Origin of the sequence: Caulifigura coniformis, from assembly GCF_007745175.1 — a bacterium.
GTDB lineage: Bacteria > Planctomycetota > Planctomycetia > Planctomycetales > Planctomycetaceae > Caulifigura > Caulifigura coniformis.
Genome location: NZ_CP036271.1, coordinates 4,832,480 through 4,856,767 on the forward strand (window position 1 = coordinate 4,832,480; position 24,288 = coordinate 4,856,767).

A 24,288-nucleotide genomic window follows, 5' to 3' on the forward strand; every position below is an offset into this window, starting at 1 on the left:
TGTTGAGGCCGGCCAACGACTTACGACGCGGGACCTGAGCGGGACCTCGGGACCTTGACCTGTGCAATCCAACGCGCGACCGTTCCGGTTGATGAAGAACGGTTGATCAGCGACCAGGTCGTGAGCCGTCTGTCGACCGGTGATGGGCGCGCAGCCATTGAATCGTCCCGGAGGTCCCGCCCCGCCGCAGCCCTGCAGATGCTTCATCGGGACCTCTCCAGGACATAGGTCTTGTTGCTACCGCTGCTCCGGCCCCTCAGCGTCACGAGGTCGCCGGTGGGCGCGACGAACCGCTCGTTCGAAAAACGTGTGAGCAGCCCGCCCATCTTCGTCGCCTGCGATTTGGCCGTGCCGCCCCCCAGTTCTGCGGATAGGAGGCTGTGGCTCTGAGCCAGGCTGAGCCATTCCGAGGCCGTGGAGGGCGCAGTCGCCCTCGCAATTGCGGCCTGAACGAGTTGTTCGAAGTCCGCACGGACCGGATCCAGAGTGCGTTCGATCTCCTCAACGTTCGCTAATAACCCTGTACGGCCATTGGCCTCCAGAACCCCTCCCACGATCCGTCCCCAGCCCTTCTTGTTGAACCGGGTCTCGACGTTCGACAGGGGCCGGCCGGCCGCCTTCCAGGCTTCCACCATGCCGATCAGTTCGCCCAGAAGCTCAAGCCGATACCTGGCGGCATACTCTTCAGGATCGTGCAACTGGAAGCGACGCTTTCTGGGGTCGCCTTCGAGGAATAGACGGATGGGGACACACCGCGTGATCAGGTCGCGTCCCACCTCAGGCGTATTGGCCGTGATGCAGACGATGTGGGCGTTCTCGGCCCGGATCTCCGACGAGTGCCCCAGCTTGCGGAACGACAGCACCGGATCGGTGATGCACCGTTCCAGGCAGGGGGAATCGATGACCTTCGCTCCCCGCTGGGTCTTGGCGTTGTCGATGACGAGCGTCGTCTGCCCCGTCCGGACCCGGGCCGCAATGCGTTTCTCGAACTCCTCGTCATTGTCGTTGTACGTGCAGGTCTCGACCTGACGGGCGTCACGCAGGATGGCCAGCAGCTGTGCCAGCACCGACTTCCCCAGGCTCGGCTGGTTCCCGGTGATCAGAGCCGCGGGCTTCGATCCGACGAAGTGGGAGATCAGCACCACCGTCAGGAGCATTCCGAGGTAATTCACGCGGTCGACTTCGCTCTGGAAGCAGAACTCCCGGAGCAGGCGGTCCAGATGTTCCGTTCCAGGGACAGGGGAAACGGCCGGCCCGGCGTAGAGGATCCCCGTGGCCCGGTCGTAGCCCGGAGTGACGAGCCGGAAGTCCGGATCGAAGACCGGCGCCTTTGTAAACAGCCGAATGGCCGGTAGCCGCGCCAGTTCGGTCGGGTGATGCAGCCAGGTGTTTCCGTACTGCGGCGGCAGCGGTTTGAACTCCTGGCGGAAGGAGTCCTCGCCCACATGGACGATGGCCACTTCCGCCTGGCTATTGAGCAGACCTGCCAACTGGGCCGCGTCCTCCAGCGGTTCCAATGTCTCGTTGTGGAACCGGACAGGCGTTCCGGTCCTGGTGAAGGTGTTCCTGGCCGCCACGAAGACGTCGGTGATCTGTTTCATCACGCTGGCCACCGGTTGGGCGTCGTCGATCACGACGACGTCGTCGGCCGCGTCGAAGCGTTCAACAACGGGCGGTGTTTTCAGACCGGCGTGGGAGTCGGCAGCCTTTTCGGCCCGCTCAAGTGTCTCCACGCGAACGACTTGCTCCGCCTTCGACCAGGTTCGCTGGAAGTAGTCCTCGCCCCGTTCGGCGAACTTGCCGACGTCCGCCACCTGGGGCCAGATGTCGTGGGACTGGTAGCCCTTGCGGATGGCCGCCGCGCACAGAGCGAAGTCCGTCTCGGAACGCGAGCCGGCGGGAGCCACTCGGCAGGCGTTGATCCGGTCGGACAGTTTGGCGGCCCCGGCCGATGTGAGTTTCCGAGGCGCGGGGAGCGGGATGGCCGCAATCTGCTGGCGGCGTTTCGCTGTCGGAGACTCAGCTGCAAATCGCTCGAACGTCGAGAGCGAATACCTCTCGTGCGACTGGTGCACGATCGATGTAGGAACCGGTGCTTGCCCGGACCGTTCGTCCTTGCGGTTCATGGTGCCCGGCACTCGCAGCAGCCGGGCCAGGTCCTGGGTATGGTCGCCGCCAATTGCCTCAGCCACGCCGGCCAGGATGTCCTGGAACTGCAATGCCTTGGGGCTGAGCGGCGGCACATTGCGTCTCAGCCGATTGCCTGTCTTTCGGTCATGGAGATCGATTCGTTCCCCGTCATCGACAAAGTGCTCGAGGCGGCGTTTGCCGACCTGGGTGTGGTCGACCCATTCTGACACGACCTGCGGAGGAGGTCCGACGTCATCAATGAGATACGGCTCATCCAGCAGCCAGTACAGATGCACACCGTGACCCGAGTTCACCCCCATCGAGGGCGTCGGGAGGCCGGCAGCCTGGCAGCGTTCGAACGCCTCGGGAGGAGCGATGTGATCGAGATCGGCCCAGAGGCACCGGGCCGTGCGAATCTGCCACGACTGGTCATAGCCTTCCGGACCGACCCGTGGGCAGACGCCGTAGAAACAGTTGGCTCGCTCCGCTGCTGCAGCGCGGAGATTGAGCAGGAGCGTCACTTCGCCCAATGCACGAAGTGGCCGACACCAGGTCTCTTTGAACAGCACCCGGGAATGCCGCCGGCCGAACTGGGACCAAATCTCCGTAGGCCGGAACAGCAGATGGTCTTCTGGCGCAAACAGCGTCTGGAAGAACGCCAGCGCTGTGGCTGCGAGAGGCAGGTCCTGAGATGCCTGGGACGGCTCAACGGGCGCCATGTCACGCCTCCTCGTCGGACGAGGGATGGTGCCCGGCACGCAGTCGCCCAAGTGTCGCACGGAACAGAGACCGTTCCTCAAGCTCAATCGTCTGCAGCCGCTCCCACTGTTCCGGCGGGATGTGTCGTTCGATGGCCGCACGGACCCGGTCACGGATCTCCGGTGCCGGGAGTGCGTCCAGTTCAGCGGCCGCACTGCCGTGGGCCTCGATGAACGCGCGGTAACGCTTGTCCGACTTCTTGGGCTCCAGCTTCAGGAGATCGAAGTCGTCAAAGTCCGCGGCGTTGACCCCCAGTCGGTGCCAGCGAAACGCATGATGGCAGTACGTGGAGAGTTTGGACCGGATGTCTCGTTCGAGATCGAACCCCGAGGGATCGAAGTCGCCCAGGTAGTACACGTCGATCGGCTTCTCGATCCGGTTCCAGGTCGAGGCGATCTCGTGGGCAAACGACAGCGACGCATAGCCACGGATCGGTGATAGCGTGACGTCGAACTCCTCTGTGATGGGCGACACCACGCCGGCCATCGCGTCTTTCTCGACGATGACGTGGACATACTCGGGCAGTTCGGCCCAGAAGTCCTTCCGATACGCCCGCTGCACCGTGTCGAGAAACTCAGGGATCCCGGTCCACGACGACGGCTTCTGGCTGCTGCGGACGTTGTCGACCAGCCATTCGAAAGGGACGACGCCCGTTTCCCGGAGCCGCGTCATGACCCGGCCCATCCGGGAATAGTGCTCCTTGTCCGTGCTGGGGAGGAACCCGGCCGAGACGACCCGGTAGAACAGGCCGCGGAGTGTCAGCGGGTGCTCGTCACAGGCGATGTCGGTGGCGACGATCGCCAGCGCCAGGTTCTTGCCACGAAACCCGGCCGAGGCGATCCGTTCCAGCGAGTCGCGGGTCAACCGGGTCGTGAAGCCCCGATCCTCGATGGAGTTCAGAACCGAATCGAGGTTCGTTTTGATGCGATGTTGGCGAAGTGCCCGTTGTCGGACGAGTTGCTTGACCGTTCCGGGCTCACCTCTGGCCGCGAGGTTGCGCATCTCCTGGGCGATCTCCTCGTCCGTCATGCCGACCATCGCGAGCATTTGCGCAACGGTGTCTTCGCCCAACTCCTCGAGGAGCGCGTCGTGATCGGCCGTCGAGATCGCGGAGTGGCTCATGCCGGCACGGGTTCCCCACGGCGTTCGACGTCGAAGGCGCCAGGACCGTATTCCCGGACCAGGAATCCGACGAGCAGTTTGTTGAGGGTGCGGCCGATCCGGGTGGAACTATCGACTTCGATCACCCGGTGCTCTTCATCGATGACGTGGGCCGCATCGAGCCGGACGGCCGCTTCGCCGAAGATGGATTCGGTCGCCCAGAGAGCCAGGAGCAGGGTGGCCTCGACGCTGGGAAAGCTAGTCTGAGGTCGGAAGGAATAGCGGTGGATGTTCATGGGTAGGTGGTCCTGAGAATCTGGCACTCCCTCCTACCCGTGGTGTCTGGGATCTGCCGGCGGTTTCCTGGTCGGATTCAGGCTGTCGAACGATTTCCTGAGACGTCGGATGTGGTCCTGAAGCGTTGACCGCGCCACTCCCTGTCGACGGGCCATCTCGCTGATCGATTCGGCTGAGAGGCCCCGGCATAGAGCACGATCCTGGTCGGACATCCGATTGACGATCTCCCGGACGTCGAACCGGATCTCCGGCTGGTCGGACGGGGCGGCCGCGCCGCGATGCACCCGTCTGAAATGGTCGGCCTGAGACACCGCCCCGCCCATGTCGCTGCCATCCATCAGGTCTTGGCGGCGACTGCGGAGGTATTTCCCGGCCAGCGTGCGGCAGCGGCGGTCAATCACGGTCTCAAGGAACGGTTTCCAGGCCCCGCGTTCAGGCCGGTAGGCTTTTGACCGCTTGAGAACTTCGAGCCGGAGCGTCTGTGCGATGTCGTCTTCGTCCGACTTGCAGAGCCCCAGCTGAAGGGCCATTCGCCGGGCCTTCCAGCGGATCAGATCGCCAGCGTAGCCCTTGGTGGGGTCCTCGGCACTGGGACCTCCGTCGCCTCCCTGGAAAGCCATTCCATGTCCCTTTTTCACGATGCCCAGGCTCGGATTTAGCCTGCTCGTGAAGAGGTGGCTGGCGCTGATGTGGCGCAACAGATTTTTCCGGGCAATTTGCCATTCTTCTGTCGCAATCTAGTGAGGCAAGTCCTTTTCGTATGGCGACTTAGCGTAAATGCCCGTGCGTCAGGAGGAGCACCGTCCCGCGCCACATTCCACAACGAGTAGCGTTGATTTTCTCAACATTAGCCGCGCATTTCCGTCTTCAACCGGAACTCCATTCGGTCCTCGATGATGACGGCGTAGCCAACCTGAATGGACGCGATACAGTCGCCGGCCAACGGCGGGAGTGGATCTGGAATCTCCTCGATTGAGCGCTCAAGTCGCTCGGCGATCGACGCCTTGATGACCGCTCGTGCCCTGGTGATTGCATACGTCACGGCCCGCGACATTTTGGCCGGGTCCATCCCCTTGCAAAGAGGACGAATGGCAGCGAGCGCCTCTTTCCGTGACAAGCTTCCGCGGGCGTCAATGAGGCGTTCGAGGAGGGTCGCCACTTTCCCCTTCGGAATCCGAATGCGACCGCGCCGACGCCAGCCGTCTTTATGGGCTCTGAACAGCCACCAATTCTGGTGGTCCTCAATCGCGAGTGCCCAACGGTCAAGTTTCACAGGATCGTAGGTGGGCGACGATGTCTCAGCATGACCGGTCGAGTCTCCGGACCTTTCGGCTGAAACAGGCGCGTCGACGGGCGCTGGTTGTGGCTGCGACGACGGTGATTCCAAGGCCAATTCGCAGGCAAGAGTCTCTTGTTCCAGCAGCACTTCGAGTTCCGGGACTTTCGCGAATCCTCCCTCCAGGGCCTTCCAGAAGATTCTCGCACTGGAGACCGGCCCCTCGCCGTGACGGTTCTTGAACGAGCTCTCTTCACTCTCGACGGCTTCTTGCCAGATGCGTGCAGCAGATCTGGTCGACAGAAAGACCAGTCCAATCGCAGTGTTCTCCTGATACTGGCCCGCCGTCAGGAGTCCAAAGCCGTGCCTGAGACGGACGCGCGCGGCGAAACGCTTGAGCGCTGCGAGTCGTTGGTTGCTCATCGAGACTGGATAGAAGATCTCTCGAGCATGGTATGAGGCCAGCCGGATGTGGCTGTCCCTCTTGCGATTGCGAGGCTCCATTGGTCTGGCTGCATGGATCTCCTGCAGCATGAGCGAATAGTGGTGGACTATCCGCTGCAGGTCCTCCTGGATCACTACCAGATCAGCAAGTTCAAGCGGCCGTCGTTCCGCGGCCTGGTACTGCGTTTCATACTCCGATTCCGGGAGCGAACTCAGGTAGAAGCCGTGATAGATCTCCTCGTACGGAGATCGCGGGGGGCGCATCCCGTGGTAGAGCCGAAATGATGATTCGCCAAGGCGTGCATGGCGACGAGCAAAGAGGTCGATGGCTATTTGACGGCCCTCGGCGGGAATGTCCCGGAGCTTGGCCAGTTCCTCTCCCGCAGCTACGTCTTCGGGATAGATCGTCACTTCCTCGTCGTCTTCAGCCCCGGCGCCGCTCATGACTGTCCTGCCCTTTCCGGATGAGCCCCCATCGTTATTGCCAGAGTTCTCCGTTAACCGCTAGGTCGCCCGGGTACTGGAAGGGGTCGAATTAGGGAGAGCCTGTGCCCATGCCCCGAACAGATTCACTGAGCGTTATCGCTTCACTATTCGCCCGCGGTTACCTCCGCCTACTGGACTCCGCACCCGCGGCCGCGATCCAGAAACCGAATCTCGCCTCGGTTTCGACATGCCTTGAGGTGTCCGCCGAGAGTCGCCTCAGTGTGCCCACGGGTTTACCGCCCGGAGAGTCCGGGGTCCCGCAGCGCGACTATGAACAGGAGGCAGAGGCATGGCTGTAGATGTAGATGTGGATGTGGATGTGGATGTGACCGCCCAACTGGCGGCGCTGGAGACGATGACCGTCGGCCAGTTGAAAGCGAAGTACGAAGAGGTGTTCAACGAGCCGGCCCGGAGCGGCAACAAACAGTGGCTCTTCAAACGCACCGCCTGGGGAATCCAAGCCCGCGCGTTCGGGGGGATCTCCGAACGGGCTCGCCAACGGGCGCTCGAGATCGCCAACGAGGCTGATCTCCGCTTGAAGGCCCCGAAGAACTTCGTCTTCGCGACCGCGACGAAACCGGCATCGGCCCCGAAGCCGGCCGACGATGCCCGGCTCCCCAAGCCCGGCACGGTGCTCACCCGAACGTACAAGAAGCAGAAGGTCTCCGTCGAAGTCCTGCGGGACGGGTTCCTATACGAGGGGAAAACCTATCCCTCCCTCTCGGCGGTCGCCAAAGTGGTCACCGGTTCCCATTGGAACGGGTTCCTGTTCTTCGGCCTCCAGAAGCAGGGAGGCCAGTAATGGCTCGACGGAAGGAACCGAACAGCCCAAACACCACGTCGAAGTCGATCCGCTGCGCCATCTACACCCGGAAGAGCACGGACGAAGGCCTCGAAAAAGACTTCAACAGCCTCGACGCCCAACGGGAGGCGGCCGAGGCGTATATCGCCAGCCAGATCGGGGAGGGTTGGATCTGTCTTCCGGACCGGTACGACGACGGCGGCTTCACCGGCGGCAACCTCGACCGGCCGGCGCTCAAGAAGCTCATCGCCGATATTGAAGCCGGGAAGATTGACTGCGTGGTTGTCTACAAAGTCGACCGACTGTCCCGGTCGCTGACCGACTTCGGTCGCCTGGTGGAGGTGTTCGATAAACGCGGGACATCGTTCGTCTCGGTGACGCAGCACTTCAACACGACGAACAGCATGGGGCGTCTGACGCTCAATATTCTGCTGTCGTTCGCCCAGTTCGAACGAGAGATCATTTCGGAACGGACACGGGACAAGATGGCGGCCGCCCGCAAGAAGGGGAAATGGGCCGGCGGCCCGCCGATGCTGGGCTACGACGTCGTGAACCAGAAATTGGAGGTCAACGAGCCCGAGGCGAAACAGGTCCGGGAGGTCTTCGAATTGTATCTCGACCGCAGGTCGCTGCTGACGGTCGCCCAGGAACTCAACGACCGCGGCTCGACCACCAAACGCTGGAATACAAAGGCCGGCACGGAGAAGGGCGGCTTGAGGTGGACCAAGGACAACGTCCTCGCGCTGCTGCGGAACGTCGTCTACATCGGCAGGGTTCGGCACAAGGCCGAGACCTATCCCGGAGAGCACGTCGGCATCGTCGACCAGGCGGTATTCGACGCGGTCCAGGCGCTTCTCTCGGACAACGGCCGGACGAACCCAAACGGCCCCCGCGGGTCCGACGGCGCCATTCTCTGTGGCCTGGTCCGCTGTCGATCCTGCGGGTGCGCGATGACGCCCAGCTGCTCGGTCAAGAAGAACCGCCGCTACCGCTACTACGTCTGTGTGAATGCCCAGAAGCGCGGCTATCGCGAGTGCCCCATGCCCAGTGTCTCAGCCGAGGTGCTGGAGACCTTCGTCGTGGACCAGATCCGGGAGATCGGACGAGATCCCGACCTCGTCGCCGCGACGTTCGCCGAGGTGCAACGGCAGGCGGAGGAAAGGCTCGAGTCGCTCAGGAACGAAGCCGACCGTCTCGAGGCCCAGATCGCCGGGATCTACCGACAACTGGCCCAGGCGGCCTCCCAGCCCGACCGACTGGCCGCCCTGAACGCCGAAGTGGACGACCGTCAGCGCGTTCTGGCCCAGATCCGGCTCCAGATCGAGACAACCGGCCGCCAGAACGCCCACGTTGGCGACGTGCGCCGGGCTCTGGCGGAGTTCGACGGGGTGTGGGGGGCGCTCACCCGACGCGAACAGGGCGAACTGTTGCGGCACGTGCTCGAAGGGGTCGAGTTCGACGGAAAGTCGGAAGAGGTGACGCTGGCGTTCCGGTTCGGGCAGCTGCCGGCTGAGGACAACCAAATTGTGGAGGAAGCGGCGTGAAGACGACCGGTAGGGTGACGAAGAAACTCGCGCTCCGGGCAGGGACCCGCGGGAAGAAGGTGGCGGGTGAGCCGGTGTTGCGACCCGCTGCCACGACTGGTCGCGTGCCGCGGATTACCAAGCTCATGGCGCTGGCGATCAAGTTCGACCAGATGATCCGCGATGGAGTCGTGAAAGATCAGGCGGAGCTGGCGAGGCTGGGATTCGTCACCAGAGCGAGGGTCACTCAGATCATGAACCTGCTGAATCTCGCAGCGCCAATCCAAGAGAGCCTTCTCAGCATTGCCCTTCCTAGTCGGGGGAGAGATCGAATCACCGAACGCCAGCTGCGTCGGCTTCTGGAATTCAACGAGTGGTCTGGTCAATCGAGCGTTTGGTCCACGCTCGCTAACGTCGCATCTTGGGCCCAGGGCGCTGGCAGTGCATCGAGGGGGGCACGACCACAAAGTCGTCGACGCTCGTGAAACTCGGCCATTTTCTCCGCTCGCTTCCAAACGATGTATTCCCTGATCGCTGCAATGAGTTCATCGCGACTCATCGTCTCGAATCCTGGCGGCACAAAGAAATGCTTCAGGCTGTTGCAACACGCGCACGCAGTAGCGTGATTCTCCACGGTGTCCCCGCGCGACGGCACCACGTGGTCATTTTGAAGGAAAGCCCAGTAAAGTCCGACATCCGACAGCAAGTCGAGCCCACAGTACACGCAGTAACCGCCATCGCGGATTTGACCACGGACGTACCAACTGTCTGCTTTGGCCGCCATGCAGGCCTCTTCTGGGTAGTCGAGCGGTATTTGTGTTTGGCTGTCACTCCGGCATCGGCAACTCACCTGAGGCGATCCGGTGCACTGCTTCATGTAGGCGAACCATTGCAAGCGTGTCCTGACAACAATACTTCAGCAAAGCGTTTCTCAACTCGCCGGACTCGCTCTCCAGAAGCCTTCCCTTCGCCAACATCGCAAAAGCGGCCATCGCATGGCTTCCATCTGCGACCTCGAGTCCGTCGTAACTCAGCGTCGTCAAGACCGGGAGAATCGCCTTGATAGAGGTCCGTCCGCCGAACCTCGGATGCGTCAGAAAGTTCTTGAACAGAGGTTCAAGGTCGAACAGGCGATCGACAATCGCTCCAACTGCCGGCGCATACTCAGGAAATGTCAACGAGAGTTTGCCCAACATCGTTTTCTCAAAGTGTGAGTAGACAACGATGCTGCCTCGCTCTCCAAGATCGTCGATCAATCTCTCGATCAGTTCCCGGCGTCCGTCGCAAGAGTGTTCAGCGAGGTGTTCACGATGGTGGATGATGTTTCCCAGACTATCGCACACATGCAAAGAGTACTGCGTCACGAATTGCTCATGTGGCGCCAAACCATCGTAGAGCGGGACACATGTCGTCGCAGTTTCAAAGTCCAGGTAATGAGCTGGCCAGCTGATCTCGGCTAGAAAAGCTTGTGCGTCCTCGACATCGAAGTGCGCCTTCCCGGTTCTCATGACTTCAACAAACCGGGCCTGGGGGGCGGTCAGGACAAAGTCAACCGGAATGTCACTCAGTTCCAAGATGCCATCGCGCAACAGTGTCTCAAGCTTCTTCCCGGTAAGTCGAGGGATTCGAAAAATCGGCGTCGTAACGTCCGCCCCTAAGCAATCCGGAAAGTAGTCACATCCCTTGCAGGCGACGGTGAGCTCCGGTGCAGGCTGAGTCTCGCCCAGAACTTGTTCAGCGATGCGACCGAAATCATTCTGGAGAGCAGCTTGGCGAGTTCGCACCTCGGCTGACCGATCGTGCAGCGCGAATAACTCGGAGTCACTTTGGCCGTTCCGAAAGTCTCTCGAAAGCAACATCAGGCTCGCTTGAACGACGTTCAATCCGGATGCTGTCGCGACTGCCACGGAGTAAGCCAGATCGTCGACGTGTTCGTCCTTCGGGTCTAGGCTCGACTTGACTTCGATGACATGCCAGCCATCGGCCGTCCGTCGCAGAACGTCGACGCGAGCCACGAACTCACCAGCTTCGAACGCGGCTTCGAAGATCGTATCAATCTGGCCGTCGGCGATGATCGCCCGAGTTCTTACGAGCGCCGGCCCTATGCCTAGATCCTCGACCAACGTGCCTCCAGCGAAGTAGCCCCTAGCACGCACGCCGATCTCATTTCCCTCGTCGATCCGAAACCGCTCTGCGAGCGTAAGCGTCGAGTCTCGCTGGGAACGGTGAGTGACCCACCCCATCGTGGCGCACGTGCGGCAATCGAGAACGGTCTTCTTGCGGATCGACATCGAACGGGCCCTGTCGCTCGTGTATTGCACTCAGGCTAGGTCAGTCGTGCTGCGCGGCCACGTCGTCGCTGCCGTTCAATGAATCGCGTACCCGGCTCGTAGTCGCGAATGTTGCCAGCCGTCGTGTCAACTCGCTTCTTGCGTTCATTGAAATGGAGGTGAGCACCACCGAGTCGGATCATGATCGTTTCGATTTCTCGTTCATGATTCTTGTTGCCGACGACGTAGAACGAAAAGTACAGCAACTCAAGTGGCGCTGCCCTCTTTCTCGCTTTCAGCCGCTGAAAGATCTGACCACGGCCGACATATCGAGCGAACCCCATCGAGTCGTGAGCAATGTAGACACCGTCGGAGTCCCATCCACGCGAGCGAAACTCTTTACGAACGCTGTCGATCGCCTCAAACGGAATCTTCTCCGCGACGTGGCGAAAGAGTGACTTCACGGAATTCGGGCGCCCAGGCATAGGCACCAGTCGACCACAATTCACGGTCCAAGTCGTCGAGGACCAGAGTTGGAAGTCGGTCTTCTTCTTCGCCTGCTTCTTCGACGACGACCGCTTGGCCATTGTGCGCTCACTCGTTGCGGTAACTCTCAAGACGCTACCCATGCGAGTGAGATGCCCTGAGAATCTGCGATTACAATCGGTGGGCTGACCATCCGCAAGCTGTCATGCCATCCTCCGATATCCTCACACATGAAGCCTCACTCATCGCCGAGGATTAGTCCTGGGCCGTCCAGGTGCGCGAAAGCGCCTCCGCCTGCTCGAGTACCGTCGCCGTCGCCTTCTCGGCCTTGTCCGGCGGATAGCCATACTTCCGCAGGATGCGTTTGATGATCACCCGCAGGTTCGCCCGGACGTTTTCCCGAATCGTCCAGTCGATCGTCAGGTTGGCACGGACCGACTTCACCAGTTCCTGAGCGATGACCTTCAGCTGGGCGTCGCCGAGCACCTGTATGGCGCTGTCATTGACCTCCAGGGCGTCGTAGAACGCGACCTCGTCCTCGGTCAGCCCCAGCTGCTCCCCGCGGTCCTGGGCCTTCTTGAGGTCTTTGGCGAGGCTGATCATCTCCTCGATGACCGCTGCCGTTTCGATCGCCCGGTTCTGATACTTCGTGAGCGACTTCTCCAGCAGATCCGCAAATGATCGGGCCTGCACGACGTTCTTCCGCGACCGCTGCTTGATCTCGCCCTGCAGGAGCTTCTTGAGCATCTCGACCGCCAGATTCTTCTGCGGCATCCCCTTCACTTCGGCGAGGAACTCGTCCGACAGGACCGAGATGTCGGGCTTCTTCAGCCCGGCCGCGGCGAAGATGTCGATGACTTCATCGGATGACACTGCCTGCGAAACGATCTGACGGATCGCGTGATCCACCGCTCCCGGGTCCGGCTTTCCCTCGGCCGTGGACTTCGCCAGGACTGCGCTGACGCCCTGGAAGAACGCGACGTCGCCCGTCTTTTCGAGGGCTGCATCCGACGGCACCGCCAGTGCGAACGCCTTCGACAGGTCCGAAACGGCTTTCACGAACCGCTGCTTACCGTCCTGCTGCTGCAGGACGTGTTCCTGGGCCGCGGGCAGGACCGAGAGCTTCTCCGCGGCAGTTCCGCCGATCCACTTCGACCGGTCGAACCCGTGGAAGAACTGCTCGCAGATTTCGAAGTGTTTCAGGAATGCCTCGATCGCTTCTTCCTGATCGATGGCCGTCTTCCCGTGCCCGCCGCTCTCGGTGTACGTGGCGAGCGCCTGCTTCAGTTCGTGTGCCAGCCCGAGGTAATCAACGATCAGCCCGCCGGGCTTGTCCTTGAAGACCCGGTTCACGCGGGCGATCGCCTGCATCAGCCCATGCCCGCGCATCGGCTTGTCGGCGTACATCGTGTGCAGGCAGGGGGCGTCGAAGCCCGTCAGCCACATATCGCGGACGATCACGATCTTGAAAGGGTCGCTGGCCTTCTTGAACCGCTTGGCCAGTTCCTCCCGGCGGGGCTTCGACCGGATATGAGGCTGCCACTCCAGCGGGTCTGAAGCCGAGCCCGTCATCACGATCTTCACGGCACCCGCCGCGTCGTCGTCACTGTGCCAGGCCGGCCGGAGCTTCACGAGGGCGTTGTAGAGATCGACGCAGATCCGGCGGCTCATGCAGACGATCATCGCCTTGCCGTCCATCGCCTCCAGTCGCTTCTCCCAGTGAGCCACGAGGTCGGCCGCCACCAGGTTGATCCGCTCCTCGGCCCCGACCAGCGCCTCCAGCGCGGCCCATTTCGTTTTCAGCTTCTCCTTGTGGTCGGCCTCCTCCCCCTCGGTCGCTTCCTCGAACTCCTCATCAAGCGTCGGCCGCTTCGACTCATCAAGCTTCAGCTTGGCCAGCCGGCTTTCGTAGTAGATCGGGACCGTCGCCCCGTCCTGAACGGCCCGCTCGATGTCGTAGACGCTGACGTAGTCGCCAAAGACCGCCCGCGTATTGGCGTCGGCCTTCTCGATCGGAGTTCCGGTGAAGCCGATGAACGACGCCTGGGGCAGCGCATCCCGCATCTGGACCGCGTAGCCGTCGATGAAGTCGTACTGGCTGCGGTGGGCCTCGTCCGCCATCACGACGATGTTCCGCCGGTCCGAAAGCACCGGGAACTTCACCTCATCCTCGGTTTTGAAGAACTTCTGGACCGTCGTGAACACGACGCCCCCCGAGGCCGTCTTCAGCAGTTCGCGCAGGTGCTCGCGACTCTCGGCCTGCGCAGGCTGCTGCCTGAGCAGGGACTGGCAGCGAGAGAACGTCCCGAACAGCTGATCGTCGAGGTCGTTGCGGTCGGTGATGACGACGATCGTCGGGTTCTGCATCGCCGGTTCGAGAATCACCCGGCCCGCGTAGAACGCCATCGTCAGACTCTTGCCCGAGCCCTGCGTATGCCAGACCACACCGGCCCGCCGATCTCCAGTCTTCTTTGTGGCCTGCAGTGTCGACGCAAGTGCCAGGTTGACCGCGTGGAACTGGTGATACCCGGCCAGCTTCTTGACGACGTTTCCGCTGCCATCGTCCTCGAACACGATGAAATGGCGGAGCAGCTGCAGGAATCGCGATTTCTCAAAGACGCCCTCAATGATGATCTGCAGTTCGGTGAGCACCTTTGGCGCGAGGGTCTCTCCTTCGATCGTCCGCCAGGGCATGAACCGTTCGCGGTCGGCCGTCAGCGTCCCGATGCGCCCCGTCAGCCCATCGGAGGCAATCAGTATCGCGTTCCATGCGAACAGGGAGGGAATCTGCAGCTTGTACGTCTGCAGCTGCGAGAACGCCTTCCAGACGTCCGCCTTCTCGTCCGCGGCGTTCTTCAGCTCGATGACGGCCAGCGGCAGGCCGTTCACGAAGACAACGATGTCTGGCCGTCGCTCGTGCTTGTTCTCGCTGACCGTGAACTGGTTCACCGCCAGAAACTCGTTCGCACCGGGATCATTGAAGTCGAACACCTGCACCACTTCACCGGCGGTCGAGCCGTCTGCCCGCTGGCATTCGACCGGAACCCCGTCGACCAGCAGCCGGTGCATCGCCTGATTGTTGGCGAGCGGAGTCGCGGACTCCGGGATCGTCAGTTTCCGGACGGCCTCGTCGATCGCGGTGGAGGGAAGTCGGGGATTCAGGCGGGAGAGGGCGCTGCGAAGCCGGTCGATCAGCACGACCCGCCCGTAGTCGTCCCCGCGTTCTGAGATCAGGAGGTCCGGCCCGTGTTCGATGGCATAGCCGAGCCCCTTAAACCATTCGAGGCCGGCTTCCTCCACATGAGACTCTGCGAATCGGCTCACAGGACGTCCTCAGGTGATCCGTCCTCCTCAATGTCGACTTCCTTTGCGATCCGGCGGAACACGGATTGAAACTTCTCGGTCCATTCGATCAACCAGTCGGCCATCGCCGGCCAGTTCTTCTGATCTTTCATGTCCATTCCGTGGCGACTCAACCGGATCTGGCTCTCCTTCCTGTCCGGCAGTTCCCGCCAATCAAGGGGAGTTCCTAATGCCAACTCGACCTCTGCACGCCGCGCCATGAGTTCCTGATATCTGCGCTTCGCCCGAAGTCCCAGCAGCCCCAACTGCACGGCAATGAACTCGTCACGGGCCAAGGCCTGCGCCGAAACGATGAACTCGCTACGACCGACGGAATAGGTCTTCCAATAATCGCGGTTCGGCTTCGGAATCCGCAGGGAACTTTTTCGTTCCTTGATGCGCTCTCCGAAGTAGGTCCAGAATTCAACGTACCGTTGTCCAGACTCTGTCAAGGCTCCCTGTTCGATCACCTTGCGGGCATCGGATACCGACCGTGTCCAGTCGTTCGGCGAGCTGACGATGTTGAACTTAGGAGCCATCGGCGAGCTACCGATCCGCCAGAGTTCCACCTCAAGCGCGAAAAACAGGATGTCCTCGCCGGTGACTTCGTTCAGCCAGTCCATCGCCGCGCGGTGTTCCTCGGTGAACTTGGCCGCGATCCAGACGATCGTTACCGCGTGCAGGCCGGCGGCATAGGTGATCAGCTGCCCGAGGTGCGAATGGTCGGTGCGTTCCAGCTGGTTCTCGATCAGAACCCAGTTTCCGTTCGCGAGGTCCTTGCAGAGGATGTCGGCGCGGAAAGGACCGACATTTTTCTCTTCGGCTTCGACCTCCAGCTCGATGCCGATGGCCTCGCCGAGGAGCCGGATGTTGTCTTCCTGAGCCAGCCAGGGCGTGAAGTCACCCGATTCACTGGCCCACGCTGCCCGTAGTTCGACACGCTCCAGTCGACCGAGCCCTGCAATCGAATTCGCCATCAGACTCTCCACAAGCTTCGGAAGGTGAGTTCCCGGCCGTATTAGTCTTTGGAGGGCAATGAGAGGATCACTTCGGTGAACCGGTCGGTGATGGATTCAAGGTCCTGAAGTGACAATAGGGCTGTCCAGTTTCGCTCCCCATCCTTCTTCCCATTCTTAGTGTTCCAAACTTCGACTCCTGTGATTCGACCTCCTCGCTCTGTGAACGTCATGTTGCAGTGAGCGATGCTGTTGCGAAGAAGGGCCATCAGCTTTCGGAGGTCCTTCGGCTCGGGCATTTCACCGGTCACCACCGGCGCGGGCCAGCCGGCGTCTCGCAGCTCATCAAGCGGAGTCTGAGGAATTCTGTCGTAGTAGTGCTCCTTCGGGAGCACGAGCAGGCCCAGCATTGAATTGATGAGTTGTGTGACGTCATACACTTCGTCTCCTGCAGCTCGGCGTTCGCGAATGACAGCAAGGTTTCGCTGCGTCCGTTTCGCAAAATCCTTCACAAGGTCCTCGTAGTACATCAGCTGGTCCTCTCGACGAGTCGCTCCGCGTCCGGAATCCGCAGTTCGCCCGAGATCAACTTCGGCAGAAGGGTATCGCGGATCTCCCCCAACGTCCCGATCTCTTCCTGCGAAACTTCGATTCGATCCTGCAGGGGAACGAAAAGCCTTCCGTACTGCTCAACCAGTGGCCGAGGCGGCCGGACGAACCGCGGTTTCTGTAGACCGTCGATCGGCAACATGTTGACCGTGGTGCCGTTGCTATGTCCCGCCACAAGATCGTGAAAGACGGGCGTGCGCAGCAACAAATAAGTGAACCACTCCGGCAGGTAGCTCTGGGACTTCCGCGACAGCTTGTACGTGTGGTGACTGAAAATGCCCCTAGCCCCGAACCGTTTCGGAACAATCGCGGGGAAGCCGATCAGCAGGTGTTCGAAGCCCTGCTCTGTGTTCGTGACGATGACATCGCCAGGCGCAAGTAGGTGCTGCGGCTTGAATACTCCGTCGTACCACTTGATGCCCGCGTGTTTGTAACCGCCGCCTTCCAGCACGGAGTTGAGGTTGTGCATCGGTAGTCCGAAGCCGGCCTCGCACAGATGCTGCCCCTTGTAGCTGAGGCCTTTGCTGGCAGTAACTTCGGCGGCCAGACAGGTCTCGGACCACCCGGTCGGAATCGCCCCAATATCGGAAACATCGAAGGTGTCTGGGAAGTGCGCCGCAACTGAGTCCGGCATCGTCGGGCAGGCGGTGCGGCTGACTTGTTCGTTGGTCCAGTCGGGGTGCTCGCGGCGGATGGCGGCCTTGGCTTTCACCGGGTCGAAGTCGACGAACCAGCTCTTGAAGATTGCCCGCGCCATCGCCTCCAGCGTCTGATTCCGCCGCCGGTTCAGCTCGATCTTGTCGTCCAACGCGCCCAAAACTTCGGCAATCGAGCGTTGAGTTTTGATTGGCGGAATTGGGACTTCGTGCCGCTTCAGGTGCTCGATAGTGATCTGATGCTGCGCGGACCCTGTAATGAGGTGGCGACGGTCTGAGGCCTTCATCGCCCAAAAAAGATAATTCGTGTCACACTGCTCCGGATTTCGGGGCACGATCGTTATGGCGAGATTGGTGACCCAACTCCTCGGCGGGGTCATGTGAACGTTGCCGGTGCCTCCGACTCCGCGGCAAGTAATTGAAACCTGCGGCTGTTCAAACATGTACTCTGAGTGGTAGCCAACAATTCCGTAGCCACTCCAGACCGGATATCCGAGGGCGTCCAACTCACTTTTTTTTACGATCTTTCCGTACCTGAGATCGCAAAACTCGCCCAGTCGCAATAGGACCGATCCGGCGCTACTCGCCATGCCCGAGCCCTTTCAAGCTGGAAGAGATTTGCTCATCGAGCGCAGCCGACTGAGCGGAAAGCTGTCGCCATTCTGAAACTAGGTTCTTCATTGCCAGTTCAAACGGCTCGGATTCATCCTGCGCGTCGGCCGCACCGACGTAGCGCCCCGGAGTCAAGATGTGCACGTGCCCCCGAATATCCTCCAGTGTCGCCGCCTTGCAGAACCCCGCGACGTCCGCATACTCCTTCGCCCCTTTGTCGCCGCGCCAGGCATGGTAGGTGCCCGCAACCAGTTCGATGTCCTTGTCGGTCAACTCCCGCTGGACCCGGTCGATCATCGTCCCCAACTTGCGGGCATCAATGAACAGCGTCTCCCCCGGCCGCTTCCGGAACCGCCCGTTCCCCTTCGTCCGCGTCAGGAACCACAGGCAGACGGGAATCTGAGTCGAATAGAACAGTTGCCCGGGCAGCGCGACCATGCAGTCGACGAGGTCGGCCTCGATGATGGCCTTCCGGATCTCCCCCTCGCCGGACTGATTCGACGACATGCTGCCATTCGCAAGGACGAACCCTGCCATGCCGGCCGGGGCCAGGTGCGCGATGAAGTTCTGCACCCAGGCGAAGTTCGCGTTGCCCGTCGGCGGGACGCCGTACTTCCAGCGGTAGTCCTCCTTGAGCAAGTCTCCGCGCCAGTCGCTGTCGTTGAACGGCGGATTCGCGAGGACGTAATCGGCCTTCAAGTCGGGGTGCAGGTCGCGATGAAAACTGTCGGCGTGTTCCTTCCCGAGGTTGGCCTCGATCCCGCGAATGGCGAGGTTCATCTTGGCCAGCCGCCAGGTGGTGTGATTCGATTCCTGCCCGTAGACGCTGATGTCGCCGATCCGCCCGCCGTGGGCTTCCACGAACTTCTCGGACTGGACGAACATTCCGCCCGACCCGCAGCAGGGATCGAAGACTCGCCCCTTGTATGGGGCCAGCATCTCGACCAGCAGCCGGACGACGCACCGCGGCGTGTAGAACTGCCCGCCCTTCTTCCCCTCCGCACTGGCGAACTCGGACAGGAAGTATTCGTAGACCCGGCCGAGGATGTCCTTCGACCGGCTGGCGGCGTCCCCGAGGCCGATGTTGCCGATCAGGTCAATCAGCTGCCCGAGCCGCTGCTTGTCGAGATTCGGCCGGGCGTAATCTTTCGGGAGCACCCCCTTCAGCGTCGGATTGTCGCGTTCGACGGCCAGCATGGCGTCGTCGACGATCTTCCCGATCATCGGGTCCTTCGCCCGGCTCCGCAGGTTTGACCAGCGGGCCTCCGGCGGCACCCAGAAGATGTTGATTCTTCGGTACTCGTCCGGGTCCTCTGGATCGGCTCCGCTGTCTGCCTCGACCACCAGCTTCGCGTGCTGCTCCTCGAAGGCGTCCGAGATGTACTTCAGGAAGATCAGCCCCAGGACGACATGCTTGTACTCCGCCGCGTCCATATTGGACCGCAGGGCGTCGGCCGCCTTCCAAAGCTGTGCTTCAAACGGAAGATCGCGTTTGGATTCTTTGGATGCCTTCCGCTTCGCCATGCCGTCGTTCCGCCTGTACTCAACTAATGTGGTGGTGCCCAATTTAAATCGCGCGGCGCGATTGCGGACGACGTCACGTCGGAAGTTCATCCTCCGATGACCGCGTCGTTTGCGATCAGCCCTGCGGCATGATGCCACTGCTCCCCACCGTATCGCTCGGCCCATCCGTCGTCGACCAACTGGCCTGTTAACCACTGGGGCGGCGCTCTCGCGCGAGAAAGAGAGTCTGGGGCCAAGTCGAGGCCGTCGAGCGCGAAAGCGCGGCTGAAACCTGCTCGCGTGCCGTAGGAGCGACGCCCGCACTGAGAGTCCACTGCGACGCCTGCATCGGCGCAAGTTATTCGAGAACCACGCATTCCAACGCAAAACGCCGGGCACTCTCGTGACCGGCGTTTGTGTTAACGCGTGGGGAAGCGGTGTTCCGCTTCTGCCCTGTTCAGCTCCCGGACCAGGACTCGAACCTGGAACCTAGCGGTTAACAGCCGCTCGCTCTACCGATTGAGCTATCCGGGAATGGAATCGCCGCCGCGATTTGCCGGAGGTCGCCTTTTCAGAGGAGAAGGCGATCCCACTGGCCGCGGCGGCCAATCGGTGGAGAGGCAGTATTGTCCGTTTCCAGACGGGCTGCAAGTGATGTTCTCTAACACCTTTGAACCTCGGTTCCTCACGTGAGGGGAGACCCTGAAACCGGGCCAATCGCGTGCGGCGAGGCCCGTTCGCCGCGGGGCGGGTGTTCCAAATCTCTGCAATCAGGGGCATTCGGGGCAAGAAATACGGTGGCAGGGGGAGGTGCGTTGTCCTTGCCCTTCCTCCCTTGCCCGTTTCCGGAGCCGAAAGACGCCGCCCTCGCGGGCCGGCTGTTCCCCAAGGAACGGTCGGCGGGGCAGAATGGCCGAAGGTGCGGTTGCTTGCGATGGTTTGAGAATCGTCGTGTTCATGATCCCTCCATCCCTCCGTGAACGGTTGCGCACGAACTGGCCGGGGTGACAGGATGGATCGGCCTGCGGCAGGGAACCGGACACCGCCGAATTGTGTCTGGTTCGTTCGAGTTCGCCTGCCGAATTGCAGTACAGTCATAGCCCGGTCGCGACATGAGGTTGGCGATCGAGATTGCGTTCATCCGCGCCTGGCTACGGGAATCCACCGGCGGTCGCGGAGGACGTCTGACGGTTCAGATGGACGAGAATGACTTCGCAATATTCATATGACGTTGTCGTCGTGGGAGCCGGGCACGCCGGGGTCGAGGCGGCGCTGGCCGCTGCGCGGCTGGGAGCCCGGACGGCCCTGCTGACGATGAACGCCGATTCAGTGGCCCAGATGAGCTGCAATCCGGCGATTGGCGGGGTCGCCAAGGGGCAGATTGTCCGCGAGATCGACGCCCTGGGCGGAGAGATGGGGCGGTGCACCGATGAAACAGGGATCCAGTTCCGGATGCTGAACCGGACGAAGGGCCCGGCGATGCACAGTCCGCGAGCCCAGGCGGACAAGAAGGCCTATCAGTTCCGGATGAAGCACGTCGTCGAGCAGCAGGAAAACCTGTCGCTCAGGCAGGAAAGCGTTGAAGCACTTCTCGTCGAGGGAACGGGGGACGAGGCGCGGATGACGGGCGTCCGAGTCCGCGGAGGCGCCGTCTATGAGTCGCGGGCAGTGATCCTGACCACCGGGACGTTCCTGCAGGCAATCATGCATACCGGAGAATCCAAAACGCCGGGGGGCAGGGCGGGGGACGGGACGACGGGCACGGTGTCGGACAGCCTGCGGGCGGCGGGCTTTGAACTGGCGCGGTTCAAGACGGGAACGCCGTGCCGTCTGAACGGACGGACCATTCATTATTCGGCGCTGAAGGAGCAGCCCGGCGACGAGCCGCCGGTTCCGTTCTCGTTCATGACGGATCGCATCACGGAGCCGCAACTTTCCTGCTGGCTGACCGAGACCAACCCGCACATTCACGACGCGATCCGGGCCAACCTGCATCGCGCGCCGATGTACAGCGGCCAGATTCATTCAACGGGGCCGCGGTATTGCCCGTCCATCGAGGACAAGGTGGTGCGGTTCGCGGAAAAGCCGTCTCACCAGATCTTCCTGGAGCCGGAAGGCCGCAACACCTGCGAGGTTTACTGCAACGGCATCTCGACGAGCCTGCCGCGCGACGTGCAGGACGAAATCATTCGTTCGATCCGGGGCCTGGAGAAGGCGGAGATCATGCGCTACGGCTACGCCGTCGAGTACGACTACGCTCCCCCGACCCAGTTGCACGCGACGCTGGAAACCAAGCGCGTCGCGGGGCTTTATTTCGCCGGCCAGATCAACGGGACGACGGGCTATGAAGAAGCCGCCGCCCAGGGCTTGATGGCGGGCATCAACGCCGCGCTCAAGTTGAGTGGCGCCGGCCCATTCATCCTCGACCGCAACCAGGCGTACATCGGCGTCCTGATCGACGACCTCGTGACGAAGGGCGTGGATGAGCCGTACCGGATGTTCACCTCGCGGGCCGAGTTCCGGTTGCTGCTCAGGCATGACAACGCTGATCGTCGGCTGACGCCTTTGGGGCGGAAGATTGGTCTGGTTGGCGCCGATCGCTGGGAGCGGTTCAGCGAGCACGACCTGGAAGTCCGCCGAGGGATCGAGTACCTGCAGAAGCATCGGCACGAGGGAGCGACGCTCGAGGAATGGCTTCGCCGACCGGAGATCGACTGGCCGGCGCTCGAGGCTCTTGCGCCGGCGGTGCTGGACCTGAATCTCAGCGAGAGGGCGACCGAGCAGGTCACCATCGAGACGAAGTACGCGGGATACGTTCGGCGGCAGGAACTCGACATTGCCCGGGCGGACAAGACGAATTCGGTGCGGATCCCCGAAGCATTTGACTTCCGGGCGATTCCGCAGCTGCGGAGCGAAGCCAGGGAAAAGCTGTCACGGGTCCAGCCGCGGGACATCGGACAGGCGGGGCGGATCAGCGGCATTACGCCCGCGGACCTCGCTGTGCTGATGGTGTATCTGAAGAGGCCGCAGGAAACGACGACCGGGGCGTAGTCGCGGTCGGTTCAGAGCGAAGCGCTCTGCGCGGCGAGCGCTTCGAGCCTGCGTCGTTCCTCGGCGGGATCGACGTTCGATTCTTCGATGTGGGCCTGCATCAGTTCGCCGCGCTGGTCAGGAGTCGTGGCAGACACAGCGCCGGAGGCGGCGGTCGGTTTGAAGAGATTGTCGCCGACGGGCTCGAGTGCCGAGGGATCGACCACCTGAACGAGGCCGATCCTTCCCAGAACTTGCCGGCTCCCCTCGATTCTCCCGGCAACTTCGCCATCCGCCAGGATCTCCAGGCGCTCGACATTCACGGGGACGACGATCGCAGGTTCGATCGGACAGGGCTCTCCTTGACTCCTCGGAAGCGCGATCCGGCGGGAGCGATCGAGCACAAATCGGCCGCAGCGGGTGAGGCAGGCGTCTTCGCCCCGTTTCACCTGGAAGAAGCCGTTTCCATGAATGGCGCAGTCCAGTGGCCGCTGCGTCGTCGTCAGTTTTCCCTGTGACGTGTTGATGAGGGAGATGACCGCCGAAGAATCGGGAGATTCTTTCGGGGACCGGCCCGTGTGTTCGAAGACGATCAGTTCGCGGCGTTTGAAGCCGGGCGTGGAAGAGTTCGCGAGGTTGTGCTGGCACACGCGACGAACCTCAACCTGATGGCTCGACAAGTGCGTCAGACCCGGCGTATGACTGGTCGTCGGGGCGGCTGGTTTTGCAGGCGGTTTCTTTTCCGCGACTTTCGCGACAGCGGCCGGGACAGGAGCAGACGCGATTTGATCGAGCTCCGGCCAAACGGCGCCGGAATCGGGACCGCGGGTCATCTTCCAGATTCGCAGGATTTCGGTTGCGTCGTCGCGCGAGAGGCCGCGGAGCGTTTCATACCAGACGTCGTGTTCGCTGGCCGCGAGTGTCTGCAGTTCATCGCGGATGAAAGCCCGCAATTCGGCATCTTCCCGTGGCAGTTCGGCCGGCAGAGGCTCGGCATCCGGCATGATCGGGAGCTGACGCGGCGGCTCGATGGGGGCTGGATCGCCGGGCGAAGCGGGAGCGGGTGTCGTTTCTACGGGGGCAGTCGCGATGGCGTGGACGGTCGAAGGTTCGGGCGCAAACGCTGTTCGAAGCTCGGGAGTGAGCGACTCGAGGGACGGAAGATGAGCCTCGGGAGAATCCGGAGAAATCGGCGTTCCGATCGACAGATCAGGGAGCCGCAACGGGGGCCGGGAGGGACGGCCGCTCAAAGCGAGGTGCGTACCGGCGACCCCAACGGCCATGCCGAGCACCAGACCACACAAATACGAACCGCGCCCCGCATCCATGCGTGGCTCCCCTTCACCACGTTTCCCATCGGCCGGAAATGCATCGACCTGATCGCCTTCATCCCGATTTCGGTCGGCGCGCGGGGAAAGCTATCGGGGCCGGTGAAATCCGGCAAGATCAGCTGGACGGGGCGGATGGACAGCGGCAGTTGACCTATTTGTCCTCGGTCGCTCCGGGGACATCCCCGGTCGTTTTCCCACCGCGGGCGATGGCTTTTCCCGTGGCAATCCGCTCGCCACGTTCTTGCGCAGGCGTCGTTTCGGGAGTCTGGACTGTGGCGCCCGGGCTAGATGCGTTCTTTTCCGGTTGCTCTTCACCGGGGGCGTGGCGTTTGTTCTCCGGGAGGCCAGATTGAGTGCTCTCTTGGGGGCTCGACTGAGTGTGGTCCATTCGATACCTCGACAGATTCGGCGCAGATGGCCCGGTTCTCGACGTCCGATGGACGCGCGGGCCGGGCGGACGGGGGTGCTGCAGGCCGCATGCCGGAATGCGAGAAATTGCGAGGGGGCGAGCGTGCCGGAGCGCGGGGCGAACTGACGGTTGGCTGGTGTGGCACGGCAGACCGTGCCACAACGCGGGCGTTGGAAATTTTCGCGGCTCGGCGGGAGCCTCGCCGTCCCGATGGTGTCGGGACGGCGATGGATGATCAGACCGGCGGCGAGCGACGGCCGCTCACT

At 62.0% G+C, this 24,288-nt stretch carries 18 protein-coding genes and 1 tRNA gene; 4 read left to right on the plus strand and 15 right to left on the minus strand.

Going from position 1 to position 24,288, the window contains the following annotated elements:
* Positions 1-203: 203 nt before the first annotated feature.
* The 5 genes from Pan44_RS19420 to Pan44_RS19440 all read right to left on the minus strand — a co-directional run bounded on the left by Pan44_RS19420 (position 204) and on the right by Pan44_RS19440 (position 6,451).
* Entirely contained in the window at positions 204-2,849 is a 2,646-nt protein-coding gene (locus Pan44_RS19420; protein WP_145032506.1) for a hypothetical protein, read from the minus strand.
* A gap of 1 nt (position 2,850) precedes the next feature.
* On the minus strand, positions 2,851-4,011 hold the full coding sequence (locus Pan44_RS19425; RefSeq protein WP_145032509.1) for a hypothetical protein: 1,161 nt from the start codon (positions 4,009-4,011) through the stop codon (positions 2,851-2,853).
* The gene (locus Pan44_RS19430; protein WP_145032512.1) at positions 4,008-4,286 is read right to left on the minus strand and encodes a hypothetical protein; all 279 of its coding nucleotides are present in this window, start codon (positions 4,284-4,286) and stop codon (positions 4,008-4,010) included. The genes Pan44_RS19425 and Pan44_RS19430 overlap by 4 nt, the downstream gene beginning before the upstream one ends.
* 33 nt (positions 4,287-4,319) lie before the next feature.
* On the minus strand, positions 4,320-4,907 hold the full coding sequence (locus tag Pan44_RS19435) for a sigma-70 family RNA polymerase sigma factor (protein WP_145032515.1): 588 nt from the start codon (positions 4,905-4,907) through the stop codon (positions 4,320-4,322).
* 227 nt (positions 4,908-5,134) lie between these two features.
* Positions 5,135-6,451: a hypothetical protein gene (locus Pan44_RS19440; RefSeq protein WP_145032518.1), complete on the minus strand. Its 1,317-nt coding sequence runs from the start codon at positions 6,449-6,451 to the stop codon at positions 5,135-5,137.
* Positions 6,452-6,782: 331 nt separating this feature from the next.
* On the opposite strand from Pan44_RS19440, the gene Pan44_RS19445 reads away from it, so the two are divergent.
* Both Pan44_RS19445 and Pan44_RS19450 read left to right on the plus strand, forming a co-directional pair.
* Positions 6,783-7,295 carry a DUF2924 domain-containing protein gene (locus tag Pan44_RS19445; protein WP_145032521.1) on the plus strand — a complete coding sequence of 171 codons (513 nt, stop codon included), beginning with the start codon at positions 6,783-6,785 and terminating at the stop codon, positions 7,293-7,295.
* Positions 7,295-8,839: a recombinase family protein gene (locus Pan44_RS19450; protein WP_145032524.1), complete on the plus strand. Its 1,545-nt coding sequence runs from the start codon at positions 7,295-7,297 to the stop codon at positions 8,837-8,839. The genes Pan44_RS19445 and Pan44_RS19450 overlap by 1 nt, the downstream gene beginning before the upstream one ends.
* A gap of 361 nt (positions 8,840-9,200) precedes the next feature.
* On the opposite strand, the gene Pan44_RS19455 is transcribed toward Pan44_RS19450, so the two are convergent.
* From Pan44_RS19455 to Pan44_RS19495, 9 genes are all read right to left on the minus strand, one after another.
* On the minus strand, positions 9,201-9,602 hold the full coding sequence (locus tag Pan44_RS19455; protein ID WP_145032527.1) for an HNH endonuclease: 402 nt from the start codon (positions 9,600-9,602) through the stop codon (positions 9,201-9,203).
* A gap of 43 nt (positions 9,603-9,645) precedes the next feature.
* Complete coding sequence (locus tag Pan44_RS19460) at positions 9,646-11,109, minus strand: DUF2779 domain-containing protein (RefSeq protein WP_145032530.1); 1,464 nt, start codon at positions 11,107-11,109, stop codon at positions 9,646-9,648.
* A 35-nt stretch (positions 11,110-11,144) separates the two neighbouring features.
* Positions 11,145-11,552, minus strand: a complete 408-nt coding sequence (locus tag Pan44_RS19465) for a hypothetical protein (RefSeq protein WP_145032533.1) — start codon at positions 11,550-11,552, stop codon at positions 11,145-11,147.
* 277 nt (positions 11,553-11,829) lie between these two features.
* On the minus strand, positions 11,830-14,898 hold the full coding sequence (locus Pan44_RS19470) for a type I restriction endonuclease subunit R (RefSeq protein WP_145032536.1): 3,069 nt from the start codon (positions 14,896-14,898) through the stop codon (positions 11,830-11,832).
* Entirely contained in the window at positions 14,895-15,893 is a 999-nt protein-coding gene (locus Pan44_RS19475) for a DUF4268 domain-containing protein (RefSeq protein ID WP_145032539.1), read from the minus strand. The genes Pan44_RS19470 and Pan44_RS19475 overlap by 4 nt, the downstream gene beginning before the upstream one ends.
* Positions 15,894-15,934: 41 nt before the next feature.
* Positions 15,935-16,402, minus strand: a complete 468-nt coding sequence (locus Pan44_RS19480) for a HEPN family nuclease (protein ID WP_145032542.1) — start codon at positions 16,400-16,402, stop codon at positions 15,935-15,937.
* The gene (locus tag Pan44_RS19485; RefSeq protein WP_145032545.1) at positions 16,402-17,727 is read right to left on the minus strand and encodes a restriction endonuclease subunit S; all 1,326 of its coding nucleotides are present in this window, start codon (positions 17,725-17,727) and stop codon (positions 16,402-16,404) included. The genes Pan44_RS19480 and Pan44_RS19485 overlap by 1 nt, the downstream gene beginning before the upstream one ends.
* On the minus strand, positions 17,717-19,273 hold the full coding sequence (locus tag Pan44_RS19490) for a class I SAM-dependent DNA methyltransferase (protein WP_145032548.1): 1,557 nt from the start codon (positions 19,271-19,273) through the stop codon (positions 17,717-17,719). The genes Pan44_RS19485 and Pan44_RS19490 overlap by 11 nt, the downstream gene beginning before the upstream one ends.
* A 440-nt stretch (positions 19,274-19,713) precedes the next feature.
* Positions 19,714-19,786 (minus strand) — tRNA-Asn (locus Pan44_RS19495).
* 672 nt (positions 19,787-20,458) lie between these two features.
* Between Pan44_RS19495 and mnmG the strand changes: the two genes are divergently transcribed.
* Positions 20,459-22,303, plus strand: coding sequence for a tRNA uridine-5-carboxymethylaminomethyl(34) synthesis enzyme MnmG (mnmG, locus tag Pan44_RS19500; RefSeq protein WP_145032552.1), 1,845 nt, complete (start codon positions 20,459-20,461; stop codon positions 22,301-22,303).
* Positions 22,304-22,314: 11 nt separating this feature from the next.
* On the opposite strand, the gene Pan44_RS19505 is transcribed toward mnmG, so the two are convergent.
* A complete protein-coding gene (locus Pan44_RS19505) occupies positions 22,315-23,505 on the minus strand; it encodes a flagellar hook-basal body protein (RefSeq protein ID WP_197453489.1) in 1,191 nt (396 codons plus the stop codon).
* Between the two features lie 33 nt (positions 23,506-23,538).
* Between Pan44_RS19505 and Pan44_RS27495 the strand changes: the two genes are divergently transcribed.
* Positions 23,539-23,763 (plus strand): hypothetical protein, encoded by a 225-nt coding sequence (locus Pan44_RS27495; protein ID WP_197453490.1) that lies wholly within the window; start codon positions 23,539-23,541, stop codon positions 23,761-23,763.
* Positions 23,764-24,288 lie beyond the last annotated feature (525 nt).